Source organism: Parvibaculum sp. (assembly GCF_039973015.1).
GTDB lineage: Bacteria > Pseudomonadota > Alphaproteobacteria > Parvibaculales > Parvibaculaceae > Parvibaculum.
Window position 1 is genome coordinate 14073 of sequence record NZ_JBDWLT010000012.1, and the last position, 14928, is coordinate 29000.

At 65.6% G+C, this 14928-nt stretch carries 13 protein-coding genes; 4 read left to right on the forward strand and 9 right to left on the reverse strand.

The genetic code is table 11. The features are described 5' to 3' along the window. Positions 1 to 6: 6 nt before the first annotated feature. The 7 genes from ABJO61_RS14535 to ABJO61_RS14565 all read right to left on the reverse strand — a co-directional run bounded on the left by ABJO61_RS14535 (position 7) and on the right by ABJO61_RS14565 (position 8701). Positions 7 to 876 (reverse strand): metal ABC transporter permease, encoded by an 870-nt coding sequence (locus ABJO61_RS14535; protein WP_348327606.1) that lies wholly within the window; start codon positions 874 to 876, stop codon positions 7 to 9. Beyond that, complete coding sequence (locus ABJO61_RS14540; protein ID WP_348327603.1) at positions 873 to 1589, reverse strand: ABC transporter ATP-binding protein; 717 nt, start codon at positions 1587 to 1589, stop codon at positions 873 to 875. Before ABJO61_RS14540 ends, ABJO61_RS14535 begins: the two co-directional genes overlap by 4 nt. Beyond that, the gene (locus ABJO61_RS14545) at positions 1586 to 1735 is read right to left on the reverse strand and encodes a hypothetical protein (protein ID WP_348327600.1); all 150 of its coding nucleotides are present in this window, start codon (positions 1733 to 1735) and stop codon (positions 1586 to 1588) included. The genes ABJO61_RS14540 and ABJO61_RS14545 overlap by 4 nt, the downstream gene beginning before the upstream one ends. An 88-nt stretch (positions 1736 to 1823) precedes the next feature. Then, positions 1824 to 3899, reverse strand: coding sequence for a hypothetical protein (locus tag ABJO61_RS14550; RefSeq protein ID WP_348330744.1), 2076 nt, complete (start codon positions 3897 to 3899; stop codon positions 1824 to 1826). Between the two features lie 9 nt (positions 3900 to 3908). Further along, entirely contained in the window at positions 3909 to 6722 is a 2814-nt protein-coding gene (locus tag ABJO61_RS14555; protein ID WP_348326566.1) for a DUF4159 domain-containing protein, read from the reverse strand. Between the two features lie 8 nt (positions 6723 to 6730). Next, a complete protein-coding gene (locus ABJO61_RS14560) occupies positions 6731 to 7672 on the reverse strand; it encodes a DUF58 domain-containing protein (RefSeq protein WP_348326568.1) in 942 nt (313 codons plus the stop codon). A 30-nt stretch (positions 7673 to 7702) separates the two neighbouring features. After that, positions 7703 to 8701: a MoxR family ATPase gene (locus ABJO61_RS14565; RefSeq protein WP_348326570.1), complete on the reverse strand. Its 999-nt coding sequence runs from the start codon at positions 8699 to 8701 to the stop codon at positions 7703 to 7705. 164 nt (positions 8702 to 8865) lie between these two features. Between ABJO61_RS14565 and ABJO61_RS14570 the strand changes: the two genes are divergently transcribed. The 4 genes from ABJO61_RS14570 (at position 8866) to hemN (ending at position 13114) form a co-directional block, all read left to right on the forward strand. Then, positions 8866 to 9501 carry a DUF1285 domain-containing protein gene (locus ABJO61_RS14570; protein WP_348326572.1) on the forward strand — a complete coding sequence of 212 codons (636 nt, stop codon included), beginning with the start codon at positions 8866 to 8868 and terminating at the stop codon, positions 9499 to 9501. Further along, on the forward strand, positions 9485 to 10186 hold the full coding sequence (locus ABJO61_RS14575; RefSeq protein WP_348326574.1) for a CoA pyrophosphatase: 702 nt from the start codon (positions 9485 to 9487) through the stop codon (positions 10184 to 10186). The genes ABJO61_RS14570 and ABJO61_RS14575 overlap by 17 nt, the downstream gene beginning before the upstream one ends. 99 nt (positions 10187 to 10285) lie before the next feature. Then, positions 10286 to 11536, forward strand: coding sequence for a CCA tRNA nucleotidyltransferase (locus ABJO61_RS14580; protein ID WP_348326576.1), 1251 nt, complete (start codon positions 10286 to 10288; stop codon positions 11534 to 11536). A 228-nt stretch (positions 11537 to 11764) separates the two neighbouring features. Further along, the gene (hemN, locus tag ABJO61_RS14585; protein WP_348326578.1) at positions 11765 to 13114 is read left to right on the forward strand and encodes an oxygen-independent coproporphyrinogen III oxidase; all 1350 of its coding nucleotides are present in this window, start codon (positions 11765 to 11767) and stop codon (positions 13112 to 13114) included. A gap of 162 nt (positions 13115 to 13276) precedes the next feature. Here the strand turns inward: hemN and ABJO61_RS14590 are convergent, their stop codons facing one another. Together ABJO61_RS14590 and hemF are read right to left on the reverse strand one after the other, a co-directional pair. After that, positions 13277 to 13753 carry a YbaK/EbsC family protein gene (locus ABJO61_RS14590; protein WP_348326580.1) on the reverse strand — a complete coding sequence of 159 codons (477 nt, stop codon included), beginning with the start codon at positions 13751 to 13753 and terminating at the stop codon, positions 13277 to 13279. A gap of 228 nt (positions 13754 to 13981) precedes the next feature. After that, on the reverse strand, positions 13982 to 14878 hold the full coding sequence (gene hemF / locus ABJO61_RS14595) for an oxygen-dependent coproporphyrinogen oxidase (protein ID WP_348326582.1): 897 nt from the start codon (positions 14876 to 14878) through the stop codon (positions 13982 to 13984). Between the last annotated feature and the right edge of the window lie 50 nt (positions 14879 to 14928).

Consider the following 14928-nt stretch of genomic DNA (forward strand, 5'->3'; position numbering starts at 1 on the left):
ACTCCCTCAGTCGTGGAAATGGGCGCGCGGGAAATAGCGCGTGCGTACGCTGTCGCGTGTGCCGAGAAGGATCGACGCTACATAAACCAGTCCGGCGGTGAGGATGATCGAGGGGCCGGAGGGCAGATTGAAATTGTAGGAGAGGAGAAGCCCGGCGAAGCCCGAAAGGAAGGCCAGCACGGTTGAAAGGGCGGCGAGCGACCAGACCGCACCGGCCCAGAAGCGGGCAGCGGCGGCGGGCAGCATCATCAGGCCGAGCGCCATCAATGTGCCGAGCGCCTGGAAGCCCGCGACGAGGTTCACCACCACCAGCACAAGAAAGATGAAATGCCAGACCGTACCGCCGCCCGTCGTCGCGCGGAGGAAGGCGGGATCGAAACATTCGATCACCAGCGGGCGGTAGATGAGGGCGAGCGTGACGATGCTGAGGGTTGCGATGGAGGCGACGAGGATCAGCGCATCGTCGGTCACCGAAAGGATGGTGCCGAAAAGGACATGCAGCAGGTCGATGTTCGAGCCCTGCGTCGAGACGATGAGGACGCCGAGCGCGAGGCTGATGAGATAGAAGCCGGCAAGGCTTGCGTCTTCGCGCAGCGCGGTCACGCGGGAGATGAGGCCCGCGAGGAAGGCGACAGCCAAGCCCGCGACGAGGCCGCCAATGCTCATGGTCCAGAGCGAAAGCCCGGCAATCAGGAAGCCGATGGCGGCGCCGGGCAGAATAGCGTGGCTCATGGCATCGCCCATGAGGCTCATGCGGCGCAGCACGAGGAAGGTGCCGATGGGCCCGCCGCCCAGCGCAAGCGCGAAGCAGGCGACAAGCGCGCGACGCATGAAGCCGTAATCGACGAAGGGAGCGATTGCCATGTCATAGATCATGCGGCGTCTCCCCATGCGTCGGAGACGTAGCGCGCACGGCGGAGATTTTCCGGCGCGAGTACATCCGGGGTCGCACCCCAGGCGACAGGTTCGCGCGCCATCAGCAGCGTGTCGGGGAAACTCTCGCGCACGCGCTCAAGGTCATGCAGAACGGCGATCACGGTGCGGCCTTCGCCATGCCAGCCTTCAACGAGCTGCATGAGATCGGCGCTGGTGCGTTCATCCACGGCCGCGAAGGGTTCGTCGAGCAGGATGAGCCCAGCGTCCTGAAGCATGAGGCGGGCGAAGAGCGCGCGCTGCAACTGACCGGCAGAGAGCGCGCCGACCTGACGGTTTTCGAAGCCTTCGAGGCCGACGGCGGCAAGCGCGGCGCGGGCGCGCCTTACATGGGCGCCGGTGATGGCGCGGAAGAGGCCAACCTCGCGCCAGAGGCCGAGCGAGACGGCATCGATGACGGTAATGGGAAAGCTGCGGTCGATTTCGGCGAGCTGCGGGAGATAGGCAATGTTGCCGTTTGCGCCCTCGATGCGGCCTTCGCCGAGGGGCACGAGGCCCGCGATGGCCTTCAGGAGCGTCGACTTGCCCGCGCCGTTCGGGCCGACAATGGCGGTGAGGCTGCCCGGCGCGAAGCTTCCCGTCAGATGATGGACGGCGGGGACGCGGTCATAGGCAACGGTAAGGTCGCGGACGGAAAGAGGAGCGGCGGATTTCATCGTGCGAGCGCCCAGAACACGCCAAGCCAGAGCGCGGCCGTCGCGGCCAGCGCGACCACCAGCCGCGGGCCGAGACCGGCCGCAAAGGCGGAAACGCGCGGGGCGTCGTTCTCGTCGCTGGAAAGTCTGGGATCGCGAGGGGCCAAAACCCGGCTCCGGTTATATTATAACATCGCCGGAAGCTAGGCCGCTTCACCCGGGAAGGCAAGACCGCCGGGCGACTTTCAAGGAAGATCAGCGCCCTTCGCGCCACCAGGCGAGCGCCAACGCGCCGAGGATGAGGATGAGGGCGACAGGCCCTGTGAGCAGCGGTGCCTGATGGACCGCATGGACGAGATACTGATCATTGCGCTTCAGACCCATCCAGTTCGCGCCCGCAGCGTCCTGTCCGGCGCGGACAGAGCGGATGCCGGGCGTGCTGCTCGCATTTTCGCCCGCCCACCAGAGGCCGCCGCCCGCCGCATCGGCGACAGGCTGCATGAGATCGGCTGTGGCGCGCACATCCGAAAATTCTCGCGGGTTGAGGGGGCCTGCCGCGGCGACGGCGGTGAGGTCGCCCTGCGCGATGCGGTAGAGGCCAAGTTCCTGCGCTTCCATCGTGGCTTCGAAGCGGCCGGGCGCGATTTCGCTGAGCGGTACGTCGCGTGTCTCGCCGGAGGGGAGCGTCACGCGCGCGGGCGGCGTCTCGTTTTCCATCGTGCGGCGCTTCACGGTCAGCATGCCGCCTTGCGCGATGGCGGAGAGGTTTTCCTCTTCGAGGTCCGGCTCCTTCATCAGCCAATGGGCGAGGCGGCGCAGGAGTTCCGCCTGCGGGCCGCCGCCTTCATAGCCGCGCGACCAGAGCCAGACCTGATCCGACAGCAGTTGCGCGACGCGGCCCTTGCCTGCATGGGCCAGCACCATGAGCGGTTTGCCGTCCGGCGTGTCCATCAGCACATCGCCGTCATCGGTATCGACGTCGATGGTGCGGAACCAGCGGCCCCATTCGGGCGGTGAGGCCGATGCGCCGGGCAGTTCCGCCGTAACGGGGTGGCGGTGGCCGGTCTCGGTCACTTCGGGGCGATAGCCGCCAAGCGAAATCTCGCCGGTTGGCTGGCCGGGCAGGATTGCGGCAAGCGGTGTGCGGTAGATCGAGAAGGGGGAGGCGAAGGCCGGGCCTTCGGCGGCGAGGAAGGCGCCGCCGCGTTCCACATATTCTACGATGTTCAGATAGTAGGCGAGCGGCAGCACACCGCGCCGCTTGTAGCGGTCGAAGATGATGAGGTCGAACTCGTCGAGCTTCTGGTCGAAGAGTTCATGCGTCGGGAAGGTGATGAGCGACAGCTCGCCGATGGGCGTGCCGTCCTGCTTTTCCGGCGGGCGCAGAATGGTGAAGTGGACGAGATCGACCGAGGGGTCGGACTTCAGGAGGTTGCGCCATGTGCGCTCGCCGGGATGCGGTTCGCCGGAGACGAGCAGCACGCGCAAGCGGTCGCGCACACCATTGGCGATGACGACCGCGCGATTGTTGAGCGGGGTGAGTTCGTCGGGGCCCTGTTCGACGTCGATCTCGATGACATTCGGGCCGCCATGCGCGAGCGACAGGGTCACCTCGCTCGTCCTGCCAATGGGGGCTTCGGCGCTGGCGGTCTCCACACCGTCAATATGCACGGTGACGCGCGCCGTCTCGCCTGTCGGCGTATCGCCGGCGGAGGTTTCATCGACGCGGAAGGCGAGTTTCAGCGGCTCGCCGACAATGCCGAAGCGCGGCGCCTCGGTGATGCGGAGACGGCGGTCCTTCTCGCCCTTGCGGCCGATGATGAGCGAATGGAGGGGCGCATCGAAGCCGAGCGCGGCGGCGTTTGCAGGCACATCATGTACCTCACCATCGGTGATGAAGATCGCGCCCGCGATGCGTTCGCGAGGCACGTCGGCCAGCGCCTCTTCCAGGGCGGAGAAGAGCGTGGTTCCCTGTTCGCCGTCGGGGTCGCTCGTTGCGGTGACGATGCGTGTCTCGATGCCGTCTTCGCGGGCAAGACGTTCGGCGATTTTTTCCAGCGCGGCGGATGTTTCTTCCGGCCGCTGACCGATCTCCTGGCTCTGGCTTCGGTCGACGACGATGGCGGCAATATCGGGGACGCTTTCGCGGTCTTCCTGCCGGATGGTCGGATTGAGGATTGCAAGGATCAGCACGGCGAAAGCGAGTGTGCGCCAGGGCGCGCCTCGCGAGCGGCGGAAAGCGGCATAAACAAGCGCGGCAATGCCCGGCAGCGCGACGATGGCGACGGTCCAGAGCGGCAGAAGCGGTTCGAATACGATGTTCCAGGCCATCATGCGCTCCTACTGGCCCAGCCGCTCGAGGAGAGCGGGCACATGCACCTGATCGGCCTTGTAGTTGCCGGTGAGCGCATACATGACAAGGTTCACGCCGAAGCGTTCCGCCATTTCGCGCTGGCGCTCACCGCCGGGCGATACGGCATAGAGCGCGCGGCCTTGTGCATCGCGCGCCCAGGCAGCGGCATAGTCGTTGGAGCCGACGATGATGGTCGAGACGCCGTCATTCGAGAGGTTCTCGCCATCCGGGGAGGGCGCTTCCACCCACAGCTCGCCGCCATTCCAGCGGCCCGGAAAATCGCGCAGCAAATAAAAGGACTTTGTGAGCACATGACCGGCGGGTACGGGCGCCAGCGGCGGCAGGTCGAGCCGCCCGAGCAGGCGGCGCAGCGTTGCCGTGCCCGGCGTCACCATGCCGCCAACGGCCTGATCCTGATCGCGCGTGTCGAAAAATATCGTGCCGCCATTCTTCATATAGGTGTTGAGCTTGCCGAGCGTTTCGGGCGCGAGGTCTTCCTGCCCCGCGGCCATCGGCCAGTAGAGGACCGGAAAGAAGGCAAGCTCGTCTGTGGCAAGGTTCACGCCCATCGGCTCGGCGGGCTCGAAGGCGGTGCGCGCCGCGAGAATGCGGCCCAGGCTCGAAAGTCCCGCTTCGCTCGTCGTGTCGATCTCGGCATTGCCGGTGAGGACATAGGCGAGGCGTGTGTCGAGCGAGGCCTCGAGGGCGAAGCTATCGCCGGATGCGTCTTGCGCTTGCGCGTCGGGTGCGGGAAGGGCGATGAGGGCGGCGATCAGCACGGGGGTAAAGCGCGAGGCGAAGCGTACGCGCTTGATCCGCTCGGTTTCGAAAAGTCCCGTCACCCAGAGAGCGGCCACCGTGTCGAGCACCAGCAGTATGAGTGCGAGAAGGAAGGCGGGGGCCGCCAGCCGCTCTTCGGCACGGCCTTCGAAGGTCCGGCGCTCCGCAAGGCCGGACAGGGCACCGGCGGGCGTGAGTTCGAGCTCGGGTGTCGCGAGGTTCAGCGCGCGGGGATTTCCCGCCGTGCCATAAAGGCCGGGGGGATGGCGCGGGCTGCGCTCGGCGCTTTCGAACTGTTCGACGGAGATTGCCGTGGCGGTTGCGGGCGGCGTACCGAGACGGCCGAATCCATCCAGCGTCGAAAGAGGGCTCAACAGATCGCTTTTTCGGAGCGGTGCATTGCCGTCTTCACCGTCCTGCGCGGCGACGGCCTGCGAAAGCTCGATGGTGCGGCGGAGCATCTCGACGAAGAGCCCGGAGATCGGCAGGTTCGACCAGTCGCGGTTTGCAGGCACGTGGAAGAGCACGACGAGGCCGTCGCCGCGCTTTCCCGCCGTGACGAGCGGCGTGCCGTCGGAAAGACGCGCCCATGTGCGGTTCGACAGATCGGGCGCGGGTTCGGCCAGCACCTGCCGCGACACGGTGACGTCGCCGGGTACGGCGAGGCCGAAGAAGGGGCTGCCTTCCTCGAAGGGGGCTAGCTGCTGCGGGGTGCTCCATGAGAGAGAGCCGCCCAGCGCGCGGCCGCCGCTGCGCAGCGGCACGGGCACGAGGCCGTCGCTTTTTTCGGCGAGGCGCGGCCCGGCAAAGCGGACAAGAAGCCCGCCCTGTCTCACCCATTGGTCCAGGAGATCGTGCTCGGCATCGGGGAGATTGCCGATATCGGACAGCACAAGCACGGAGAGAGGCGAGGAAAGCAGCGAGCGGATTTCTTCCTGTGCATCGCGCGATGCGGGCGTGTCGCGCAGTTCCGCGTAAGGGCCGATAGCGCGGCGGAGATAATAGGCATCGGAGAGAAGGGGCTGCGCTTCTTCGGCGGATGCGCCCGAGACGATGCCGACGCTGCGGCGGCGCCAGCGTTCGTCCGCCAGCACGACGGCGCCCGCCGATTGCTCGCCGGTGATTTCGAGACGCGCCACCTTGTTGCGGAGTTCCAGCGGAAGTTCGAAAACGGCTTTCGCGCTCTTCGCGCCATCCTCGAAGTTGAAGGGCGTTTCGCTCAGGACCGCGCCGTCGGCTTCCGTCGCGCGGACGCTGCCCGCGTACTGGCCGCCCGCTTGTGCGCGAATGACGGTGGCGGCGAATTCATTGCTTCCCTGTTCCGGCGGCAGCAGCGCGAGTGCGCGGCTTCCGGGTGCGGGTTCGATCAGCGTTAGCCCCGCGCTGCCTGCGAGTGCGGAAAGACGGTTTGCGAACTGGGCGGCGGCGCCATAGTCGAGGCCGTCGCCGATCCAGACCGTTTTCACATTGCCGCGCGCGAGTGTTTCCGCGCCTTCAAGCTTTTCGGCAAGGGCCGTGCGGTCCGGCTCAATCGGCTGCGGCTCCAGTGCACGGGCGCGCGCATTGGCGTCGTCCGCCGTCTCGAAGTTGAGCTCGGGGGCGTTCGCGCCCGGCGCCGTGCCGACGACAAGGACGGGGCGGTCGGCGCGGCCTGCCTCGGCGATGAGCCCGTCCATGGCGGCGCGGCGTTCGTTCCAGTGCGAGGCGGAGGCCCAGCCATTATCCGCGACGATGAGAAGGGGCCCGCTCCCTGCGATGCGTGGCGCGGGATTCCAGACCGGTTCGGCGAGCGCAAAGACGGCGAGGGCGGCGATCGCGAGCCTCAGCAGGAGCAGCCAGAACGGCGTATGCGCGGGCGTTTCCTCCTCGCGCACGAGGCCGACCAGCAGGCGGATCGCGGGAAAGCGCACACGCTTGGGCATGGGCGGGCTGATACGCAGCAGCCACCAGATCGCAGGCAGCGCCGCGAGACCGGCGAGCATCCAGGGATTGGCAAAGGCGAGGGGGCCGAGCGTCAGCATGACCGGGCCTACATGCCCGGCCGGGGCGGCTTGCGCGCGGCGATGGCACCCGAAAGCGCGCCGTAAAGCGCGAGCAGCGCGGTTTGCGGGCTCCGGTCCGTGCGATGCGTTGCGAAGGTGAAGTCGATGCGGCGCGCCGTCTCGATAATGCGGTTGCGGTGGATTTCGAGGCGCTGGTGATAGGCCTCACGCAGGTTCTGCGCGCGGCCGACCATGAGCCGCAAATCGTCTTCCACGCCCTCGAATTCGGTGCGGCCCGAAAAGGGGAGGTCTTCCTCGGCCGGGTCGAGCACCTGGATCATGTGGCCGCGAATGCCATCGGCGGCATAACGCTTGATGCGCTCGGCAATCTCCTCGGCGGGCGAAAGGAAATCGCTGATGAGGACGACCTGCGAATAGCGCGGCAGATGTTCGGGCGGCGGCAGGCTTTCGGTTTTGGGTGCATCGCTTTCGGGTGCGTCGATCAGCGCATGGGCCATGCGGCGCAGCGCGGAACGGCCGGGCATTGCCGCGAAGCCCTGTCCGAGCGGCGCGACGCTCTCGCCGCCCTGCACGAGGAGCGAGGACAGCGCGAGCGCGATCACGGTTGCACGGTCCCGCTTGGTGCAGGGGGCGAAGTCCGAGGCGTAATCCATCGATGCCGAGCTGTCGCGCCAGATCCAGATGCTTTCGGCGGCCTCGCGTTCGGTCTCGCGCACGAAGAGATGCGAGGAGCGCGCCGAATGCCGCCAGTCGACGGAGGCGGCGGTGTCGCCCTCGCGGTAGCGGCGGAACTGCCAGAAGGTTTCGCCCATGCCGGTGCGGCGCCTTCCATGCACGCCCTGCGCGATGGTGGAGGCCACGTGTTCCGCCTCGGTGACGAGCGGCGGCATGGCTTCGGAGAGCGCTTCCGCCTGCTCGCGCAGGCCGACAGCGCCGGAAGATGCCGAATGTGGTCCGGTGAGACTCATTCCCGTCTTTCTTTCAGCCCAGATTGGCGTTCAGCCGAGGTTGCGGCAGAGCCTGTCGATAACCCCGCTCACCGTCACGCCTTCCGCGCGCGCCGAGAAGTTGAGCGCCATGCGGTGACGCAGCACGGGCGCGGCGAGCGATGTCACATCCTCGATGGAGGGTGAGAAACGTCCGTCGATCAGGGCGCGGGCGCGGACCGCCAGCATGAGTGCCTGGCTCGCACGGGGGCCGGGGCCCCAGGCGACATGGCGCTCGACTTCTTCGGAGGCGCCTTCTTCCGGACGCGCGGCGCGGACGAGTTCGAGAATCGCGTTCACGACCTTTTCGCCGACGGGAACGCGGCGGACGAGGCGCTGCGCTTCCATCAGGTCCTGCACGGTCATGGCGCCGCGCGCCTGCACGACGGTTTCGCCCGTGGTCGAGAGCAGCATGCGGCGTTCGGATTCGAGATCGGGATAGTTCACGTCGATCTGCATGAGGAAACGGTCGAGCTGGGCTTCCGGCAGCGGATAGGTGCCTTCCTGTTCCAGCGGGTTCTGCGTTGCCAGCACATGGAAGGGGGCGGGCAGTTCATAGCGCACGCCTGCGACCGTCACCTGCTTTTCCTGCATGGCCTGGAGCAGGGCCGACTGGGTGCGGGGGGAGGCGCGGTTGATTTCGTCGGCCATCAGCAGCTGGCAGAAGACCGGGCCCTTGATGAAGCGGAAGCTGCGGTGGCCCTGATCGCCCTCTTCGAGGACTTCCGAGCCCAGAATGTCGGCGGGCATGAGGTCCGGCGTGAATTGCACGCGCTTGTCGTCGAGGCCGAGTACCTGCCCCATGGTGTGGACGAGTAGCGTCTTGGCGAGGCCCGGCACACCGACAAGCAGGGCATGACCGCCCGCCAGCACCGTCACCAGCGTCTGGTCGATCACGGCCTCCTGGCCGAAAATCACCTCGCCGATAGCCTCTCGCGCCGCCGCGATTTTCGCGCCGGTTTCTTCAATTTCCCGGACGGCTGAGCCGTCGGCTTCACTGAGTGTCTGCATTGACCTACATATTGGTGGTGACGTGCCACTGGGCTCCGTTACCGTGCCGCATCCCGTTATCGTGTTGCGCCGCCATTGGCGCGGGCCTTCTTGACGATAATATGGCCGGATTCTCAGGGCCCAGGCACTAAATCGCAGTTCAACTCCGCGAGAGGAGAGGAAATATGGCCGCCGTGACCGGAAAGACAGCCGCAAAGGCGGAAAAGCCCGAGGCGGGAAGTGCGCCGGGCGGGCTCAAGGGGCTTGCCGCCGCGGAGGAAGCGGGCAAGAAAGCGAAGGGCCTGCCGCCCGTCCATCTGTGGAATCCCGAATTCTGCGGCGATCTCGATATGCGGATCGCGCGGGACGGCACCTGGTATTATCTGGGTACGCCGATCGGGCGCGAACGCCTTGTGCGCCTCTTTTCCACCGTGCTGCGCCATGACGAGGACGGGAAATACTATCTCGTGACGCCGGTCGAGAAGGTCGGCATCACGGTCGAGGATGCGCCTTTCCTTGCTGTCGCCATGAAAGTTGAGGGCGAGGGACGCGAGCAGCTTCTCGCCTTCACCACCAATGTGGGCGACGAGACGGTGGCGGGCCCCGACCATCCGATGCGCTTCGAAATCGATGCGGAGACGGGCGAGCCCGCGCCCTATGTTCATGTGCGCGCGCGGCTCGATGCGCTTATCAACCGCGCCGTCTTCTATGACCTCGTGGAGCTGGGCGTGGAAGAGGAACATGACGGCGAGCGATGGTTCGGCCTCTGGTCGGGCGGCGTCTTCTTCCCGTTCCAGAAGGCCGATGAGGTGGCGCGCTAGCCGTCCGCTCATGCAGAAGCCTTATCGTAATCTCATCCTTTCCCGCACCGACAGGGAACCGCCCGCCCTTGCCGCGCTTCTCGCCAGCGAAGGACTGCCGGGGCTTCGCGGCGACCATGATCTGAATCCGCCCGAGCCGAAGGGCCCAGAGCCGAAAGGAAATGTCTGGGTGGAGCCGGAGGAGCGTGCCTCGCTGCGGCCCGCCGCCGTGCTTGTCGGCGTCATTGAACATGCCCATGGCCCCCATGTGCTGCTGACGCGCCGCGCGGACCATCTGGGCACGCATTCGGGGCAGGTCGCCTTTCCGGGCGGCAAGATGGACCCGGGCGAGACACCGGCCGAGGCCGCCATCCGCGAGGCGGAAGAGGAGGTCGGGCTGGACCCCGCCCATGTCGAGGTTGCGGGCTATCTCGACGCCTATGAGACGGGTACGGGCTTTCGCATCATTCCCGTGGTCGGCTTCGTCAGGCCGGGCTTTAGTCTCACCATCTCGCCCGACGAGGTGGCGGAGGCCTTCGAGGTGCCGTTTTCCTTTCTCATGGACCCCGCCAATCACGAACGTCATCACGCCATGTGGCGCGGAAAACGGCGCGAATATTACGCCATGCCCTATAATGGCCACTACATCTGGGGCGCGACGGCCGGCATGTTGAAGAACATGTATGACCGGCTTTATGGCGACTGAATGCCTCATGCCTGCGCCATAATGCGCCGGAGACAGGCATCGCCGCCGCCTGTAGATTTGAGAACAATTATCAGAGAAGAAACGAGTGAGGAGGCCCGAATGAGCGCCGAGAAAGAACTGGCCAATGCGCCCTGGCTCAACGAGGCCGACACGAAAGCCGTGATGGAGGCGCTTGCGGGCAAGGGCGGCGTTGCGCGCTTCGTTGGCGGCTCGGTCCGCAATGCGCTCATGAACGAGCCTGTTTCCGATATCGATATCGCGACGAGCGAAACGCCGGAAAGCGCCAAGGCGCTGCTCGAAGCGAAGGGCATCAAGGTCGTGCCCACCGGCATCGATCACGGCACCATTACCGCCGTCACGCCGACGCGGCATTTCGAGATCACCACGCTCCGCGTCGATGTGGCGAGCGATGGCCGCCGCGCCGAAGTCGCCTTCACGGGCGACTGGCTGGAAGATGCAAAGCGCCGCGACTTCACCATGAATGCGCTCTATTGCGATGCCGACGGTACGATCCACGATCCGCTTGGGGGGCGTGACGATCTGAAGGCGCGCGCCGTGCGCTTCATTGGAGACCCGCATGAACGCATCCGTGAGGACTATCTGCGCATTCTGCGCTTCTTCCGCTTCCATGCCTTTTACGGCAAGGGCGAACCGGACGCGGCGGGGTTGCGCGCCTGTGCGGAAGAACGCGAGGGCCTGAAACAGCTTTCGGGCGAGCGCGTGCGCGACGAACTCCTGAAGATTGCGAGCGCCGACGAGGCGGGCGCCGCCTATCGCCAGATGGCGGCGGCGGGCATTCTCGCTGTGGTGCTGCCGGAGGCGAGCCGTCTCGACCGTTTCGAGAAATATGTGGAGATCGAGGCAACGCAGCTTTTCGCGCCCGCCGACCCGATCCTCCGTCTCGGCACCATGCTCGATCTCGATGAGGCGGGCGTTGCCGCGCTGGCCGGGCGGCTCAGGCTTTCCAACAAGGATCGCGACCGGCTCTCGGCCATGCTCACCGACAAGACCAAGATCGTCTGCTACCTCTCCATGCGCGAGGTGCGCCGCGCGCTTTATCTGATGGGCCGTCAGCTCTTCAAGGATCGCGTCTCGCTCGGCTGGGCCGACGACCGGCGCGGGCACAACGCCTTTCAGTGGCGCGCCATGCTCGCCATGGCCGATAGCTGGGAAAAGCCCGAGCTGCCGCTCACCGGCGAAATGATCAAGACGGCCGGCGTGCCCGAAGGGCCGGAAATCGGCCGTGTGCGGAAGGAAGTCGAGGAGTGGTGGATCGACAGCGATTTCATCGATGACGAATTCTCGATCATCGAACGCCTGAAGGCGGTGGTGCAGGCAACGGTCTACTGACGCCACCTCCCATAGGGGAGGGACGCCCATGATCCGTTCCGCGTTTCGTTCGCCCGTGCTGGCTTGTCGGCAATATTCTCTACGGCGGCGACCGGGACTTCGCGCCGCGCGTCTCGTTGAAGGCATCGCTACGCGCGGTCATCGAAGAAGAATCCTGAGCCTGCGACAAATTTCCCTGCGACATTTGCGCGAATAGGCGAAGCCTCTCTGCGCGCCTAGCCTTCTCCCATGCGACAGGATCTCATCGAGCGGTACGACCTGCGCGTGCCGCGATACACCTCCTACCCGACGGCCCCGCATTTCTCGCCCGCGGTCGATGGCGACACTTATGCGCGCTGGCTCTCCCGGCTCGACCCTTCTCTTGGCCTCTCGCTCTATCTTCACATCCCCTATTGCGCGGAGATGTGCTGGTTCTGCGGCTGCCATACCAAGGCGACGCGGAAATATGCGCCGGTCGCGGATTATCTCGATGCGCTGCTTTCGGAAGCGCGGCTCGTCGCCCATGCATTGCCCGCCCGCATGAAGGTCGATCATGTCCATTTCGGCGGCGGCAGCCCGACGCTTCTGAAGCCGCAGGACCTTGCGCAGACGCTCGCGATCCTGCGTGAATATTACAATATCGCGCTCGACGCCGACATCGCGGTCGAGCTCGATCCGCGCACGGCGGACGAGGCCTATGTCGCCGCAATGGCGAAGGCGGGCGTCACGCGGGCTTCCATCGGCGTGCAGGATTTCGATGCGCGTGTGCAGAAGGCGATCAACCGTATCCAGCCGCATGATGTGACGGCGCGCGTGATTCACTGGTTGCGCGCGCATGGCGTTTCCGCGATCAACATGGATCTCTGCTACGGGCTGCCCTACCAGACGGTCGAGACGCTGCTCGACACGGTGGACAAGGCGGTCGCGCTTCGCCCGGCGCGCATTGCGCTGTTCGGCTATGCGCATGTGCCGTGGATGAAGCCGCATCAGAAGCTCATTCCCGAGGCGTCGCTGCCGGGCCTTGCCGAGCGCTGGGCGCAATATGAGGCGGCGGCGGAGCGGCTGGAGGCTCACGGCTATGTCTCTGTCGGGCTCGATCATTTCGCGCTGCCGGATGACGCGATGGCGAAGGCGCATGAGAAGGGCGCGCTTCACCGCAACTTCCAGGGCTACACGACGGACAAGGCGCCGGTGCTGATCGGCCTCGGCGCGTCGGCCATCGGCGCGCTGCCGGAAGGCTATGCAGCGAACGAACTCGCCATAGACCGCTACAAGGAGACGGTGCGCGCAGGCCGCTTTCCCGTCACGCGCGGCATTGCAGTCAGCGGCGAGGACAAGCTGCGCCGCGACGTGATCGAGCGGCTCATGTGCGACATGGGCGTCGACCTCGACGAGATCGCGCTGATGCATGATGTCGCCGCCGATATGTTCGACGAGGAACTCACGCGTCTCTCCGCGCTCGAAGCGGACGGCATCGTGATGCGCGACGGTCACCGCCTCACGGTGACGGAAGAGGGCAGGCCGCTGGTCCGCGCTGTCTGCGCCGTCTTCGACGAGTATCTCGGGCAGGGGCAGGCAAGGCATTCCAAGGCGGTGTAGAGGCGTTGCCTCCCACCCGCCCTAGGGGGCGGGTCGAAAAATTCGAGCTTGCGATGAATTTTTCGGGGCGGGGGTAATTGCCTTGCCGCGTCCCCCGCCCCGAAATTTGTTCGTTGCACTTCACAAATTTCGACCCTCCCCGAGGGGAGGGTGGGTGGCACCTCAGCAAATCCCCGCGAACACAGCCTCCGCCGCGCGCGCAAGTTCCTCCAGCGCAATCTCGAGTTCCAGCCCATAGGCCCCGCCGGAGACGAACACGGTTTCGAATCCCTTCGCGCTTTCGTCGATGAAGGTGGGGAGCTTCTTCTTCTGGCCGAGCGGGCTGCAAGCGCCCATCTCGTAGCCGCTCGTCTTCACCGCCTTGTCCTTCGGCGCGAGGTCGACGCGCTTGGTGCCGAGTTCGCGCGCCAGCGTCTTGCGGTCGAGGTCGCGGGAGGCGGGCACGATGGCGCAGGCGAGTTTTCCTTCCGCCGTTTCCACGATCAGTGTCTTGAAGAGCCGCGCCGGATCGATGCCGCTCGCTTGCGCCATGTCGAGCGCGGAGGTCTTCCTGTCCTTCGGCACGTCGATCTCGCGGAACGTGCCCGCGATCTTGTTCAGCCGCACGAAGCGCTCAGCCGCGGTTTCGCCTTTTGCCATTCGTGCCCCGATCTTGTTCAGTGCTCTCTATAAGGACCACCCTCCCCCTGTGGGAGGGTCAAAATTCACGAAGGGAATTTTGGGGAGGGGTAAGCGGCGAAAACTCGGCGCATCCAGTTGGCGATGGCGCGTCCCCCTCCCCGAAAAATCTTCGCTGCGCTCAATTTTTCGACCCTCCCACAGGGGGAGGGTGGTCCAGATGGCTGCCTTTGTGCCGGCTTCAGCCCCTCACGGCCACTTCACCGTTGGCGGCATGGAGGACAGGATCGAGTTCACATTGCCGCCGGTCTTGAGGCCGAACACCGTGCCGCGATCATAGAGCAGGTTGAATTCGACATAGCGCCCGCGCCGCACGAGCTGTTCCTCGCGCTCTTCTTCCGTCCACGCCTCGTTCATGTGACGGCGTACCAGCTCGGGATAGATTTCGAGAAAGGCGCGGCCGACATCCTGCGTGAAGGCGAAATCCTTTTCCCAGTCGCCGGAGTTGTGGTGATCGTAGAAGATGCCGCCCGTGCCGCGCGGTTCGTTGCGGTGCGGCAGGAAGAAATATTCGTCGCACCACTTTTTGAACTTCGGATAGTAGGCGGGGTCGTGCTTGTCGCAGGCGCGTTTATAGGCCGCGTGAAAATCCACCGTATCGGGATGATCCTCGCGCCGCTGCACGTCGAGTACAGGCGTAAGGTCTCCGCCGCCGCCGAACCAGCTTTTCGTCGTGTAGACGTGGCGCGTATTCATGTGCACGGCGGGAACGCGCGGGTTCTGCATATGGGCGATCAGCGAAATGCCCGCCGCCCAGAAGCGCGGGTCTTCCTCCGCGCCCTGCATCTGCTTGCGGAAATCTTCCGAGAATTCGCCATGCACGGTCGAGATGTGAACGCCGACCTTCTCGAAGACGCGGCCATGCATGACCGACATCTCGCCGCCGCCTTCGTCTCTGGAACCATCGCCGCGCTTCCAGGGTGTGCGCTCGAAGCGCCCGGCGGGCTTGTCCGACAGGGGGCCGGTCAGCTCATCCTCGATCTTCTCGAACTCGGCGCAGATCAGGTCGCGCAGCTCGCGGAACCAGGCTTGCGCGCGGGTTTTGCGTTCTTCGGTTATGGCTGCGGTGGTCTTGTCCTCGGTCATCTTCTCTTCTTTTCGTTTTCTTTTTCGTTTTCTGCCGGTTCCTGCGCCGC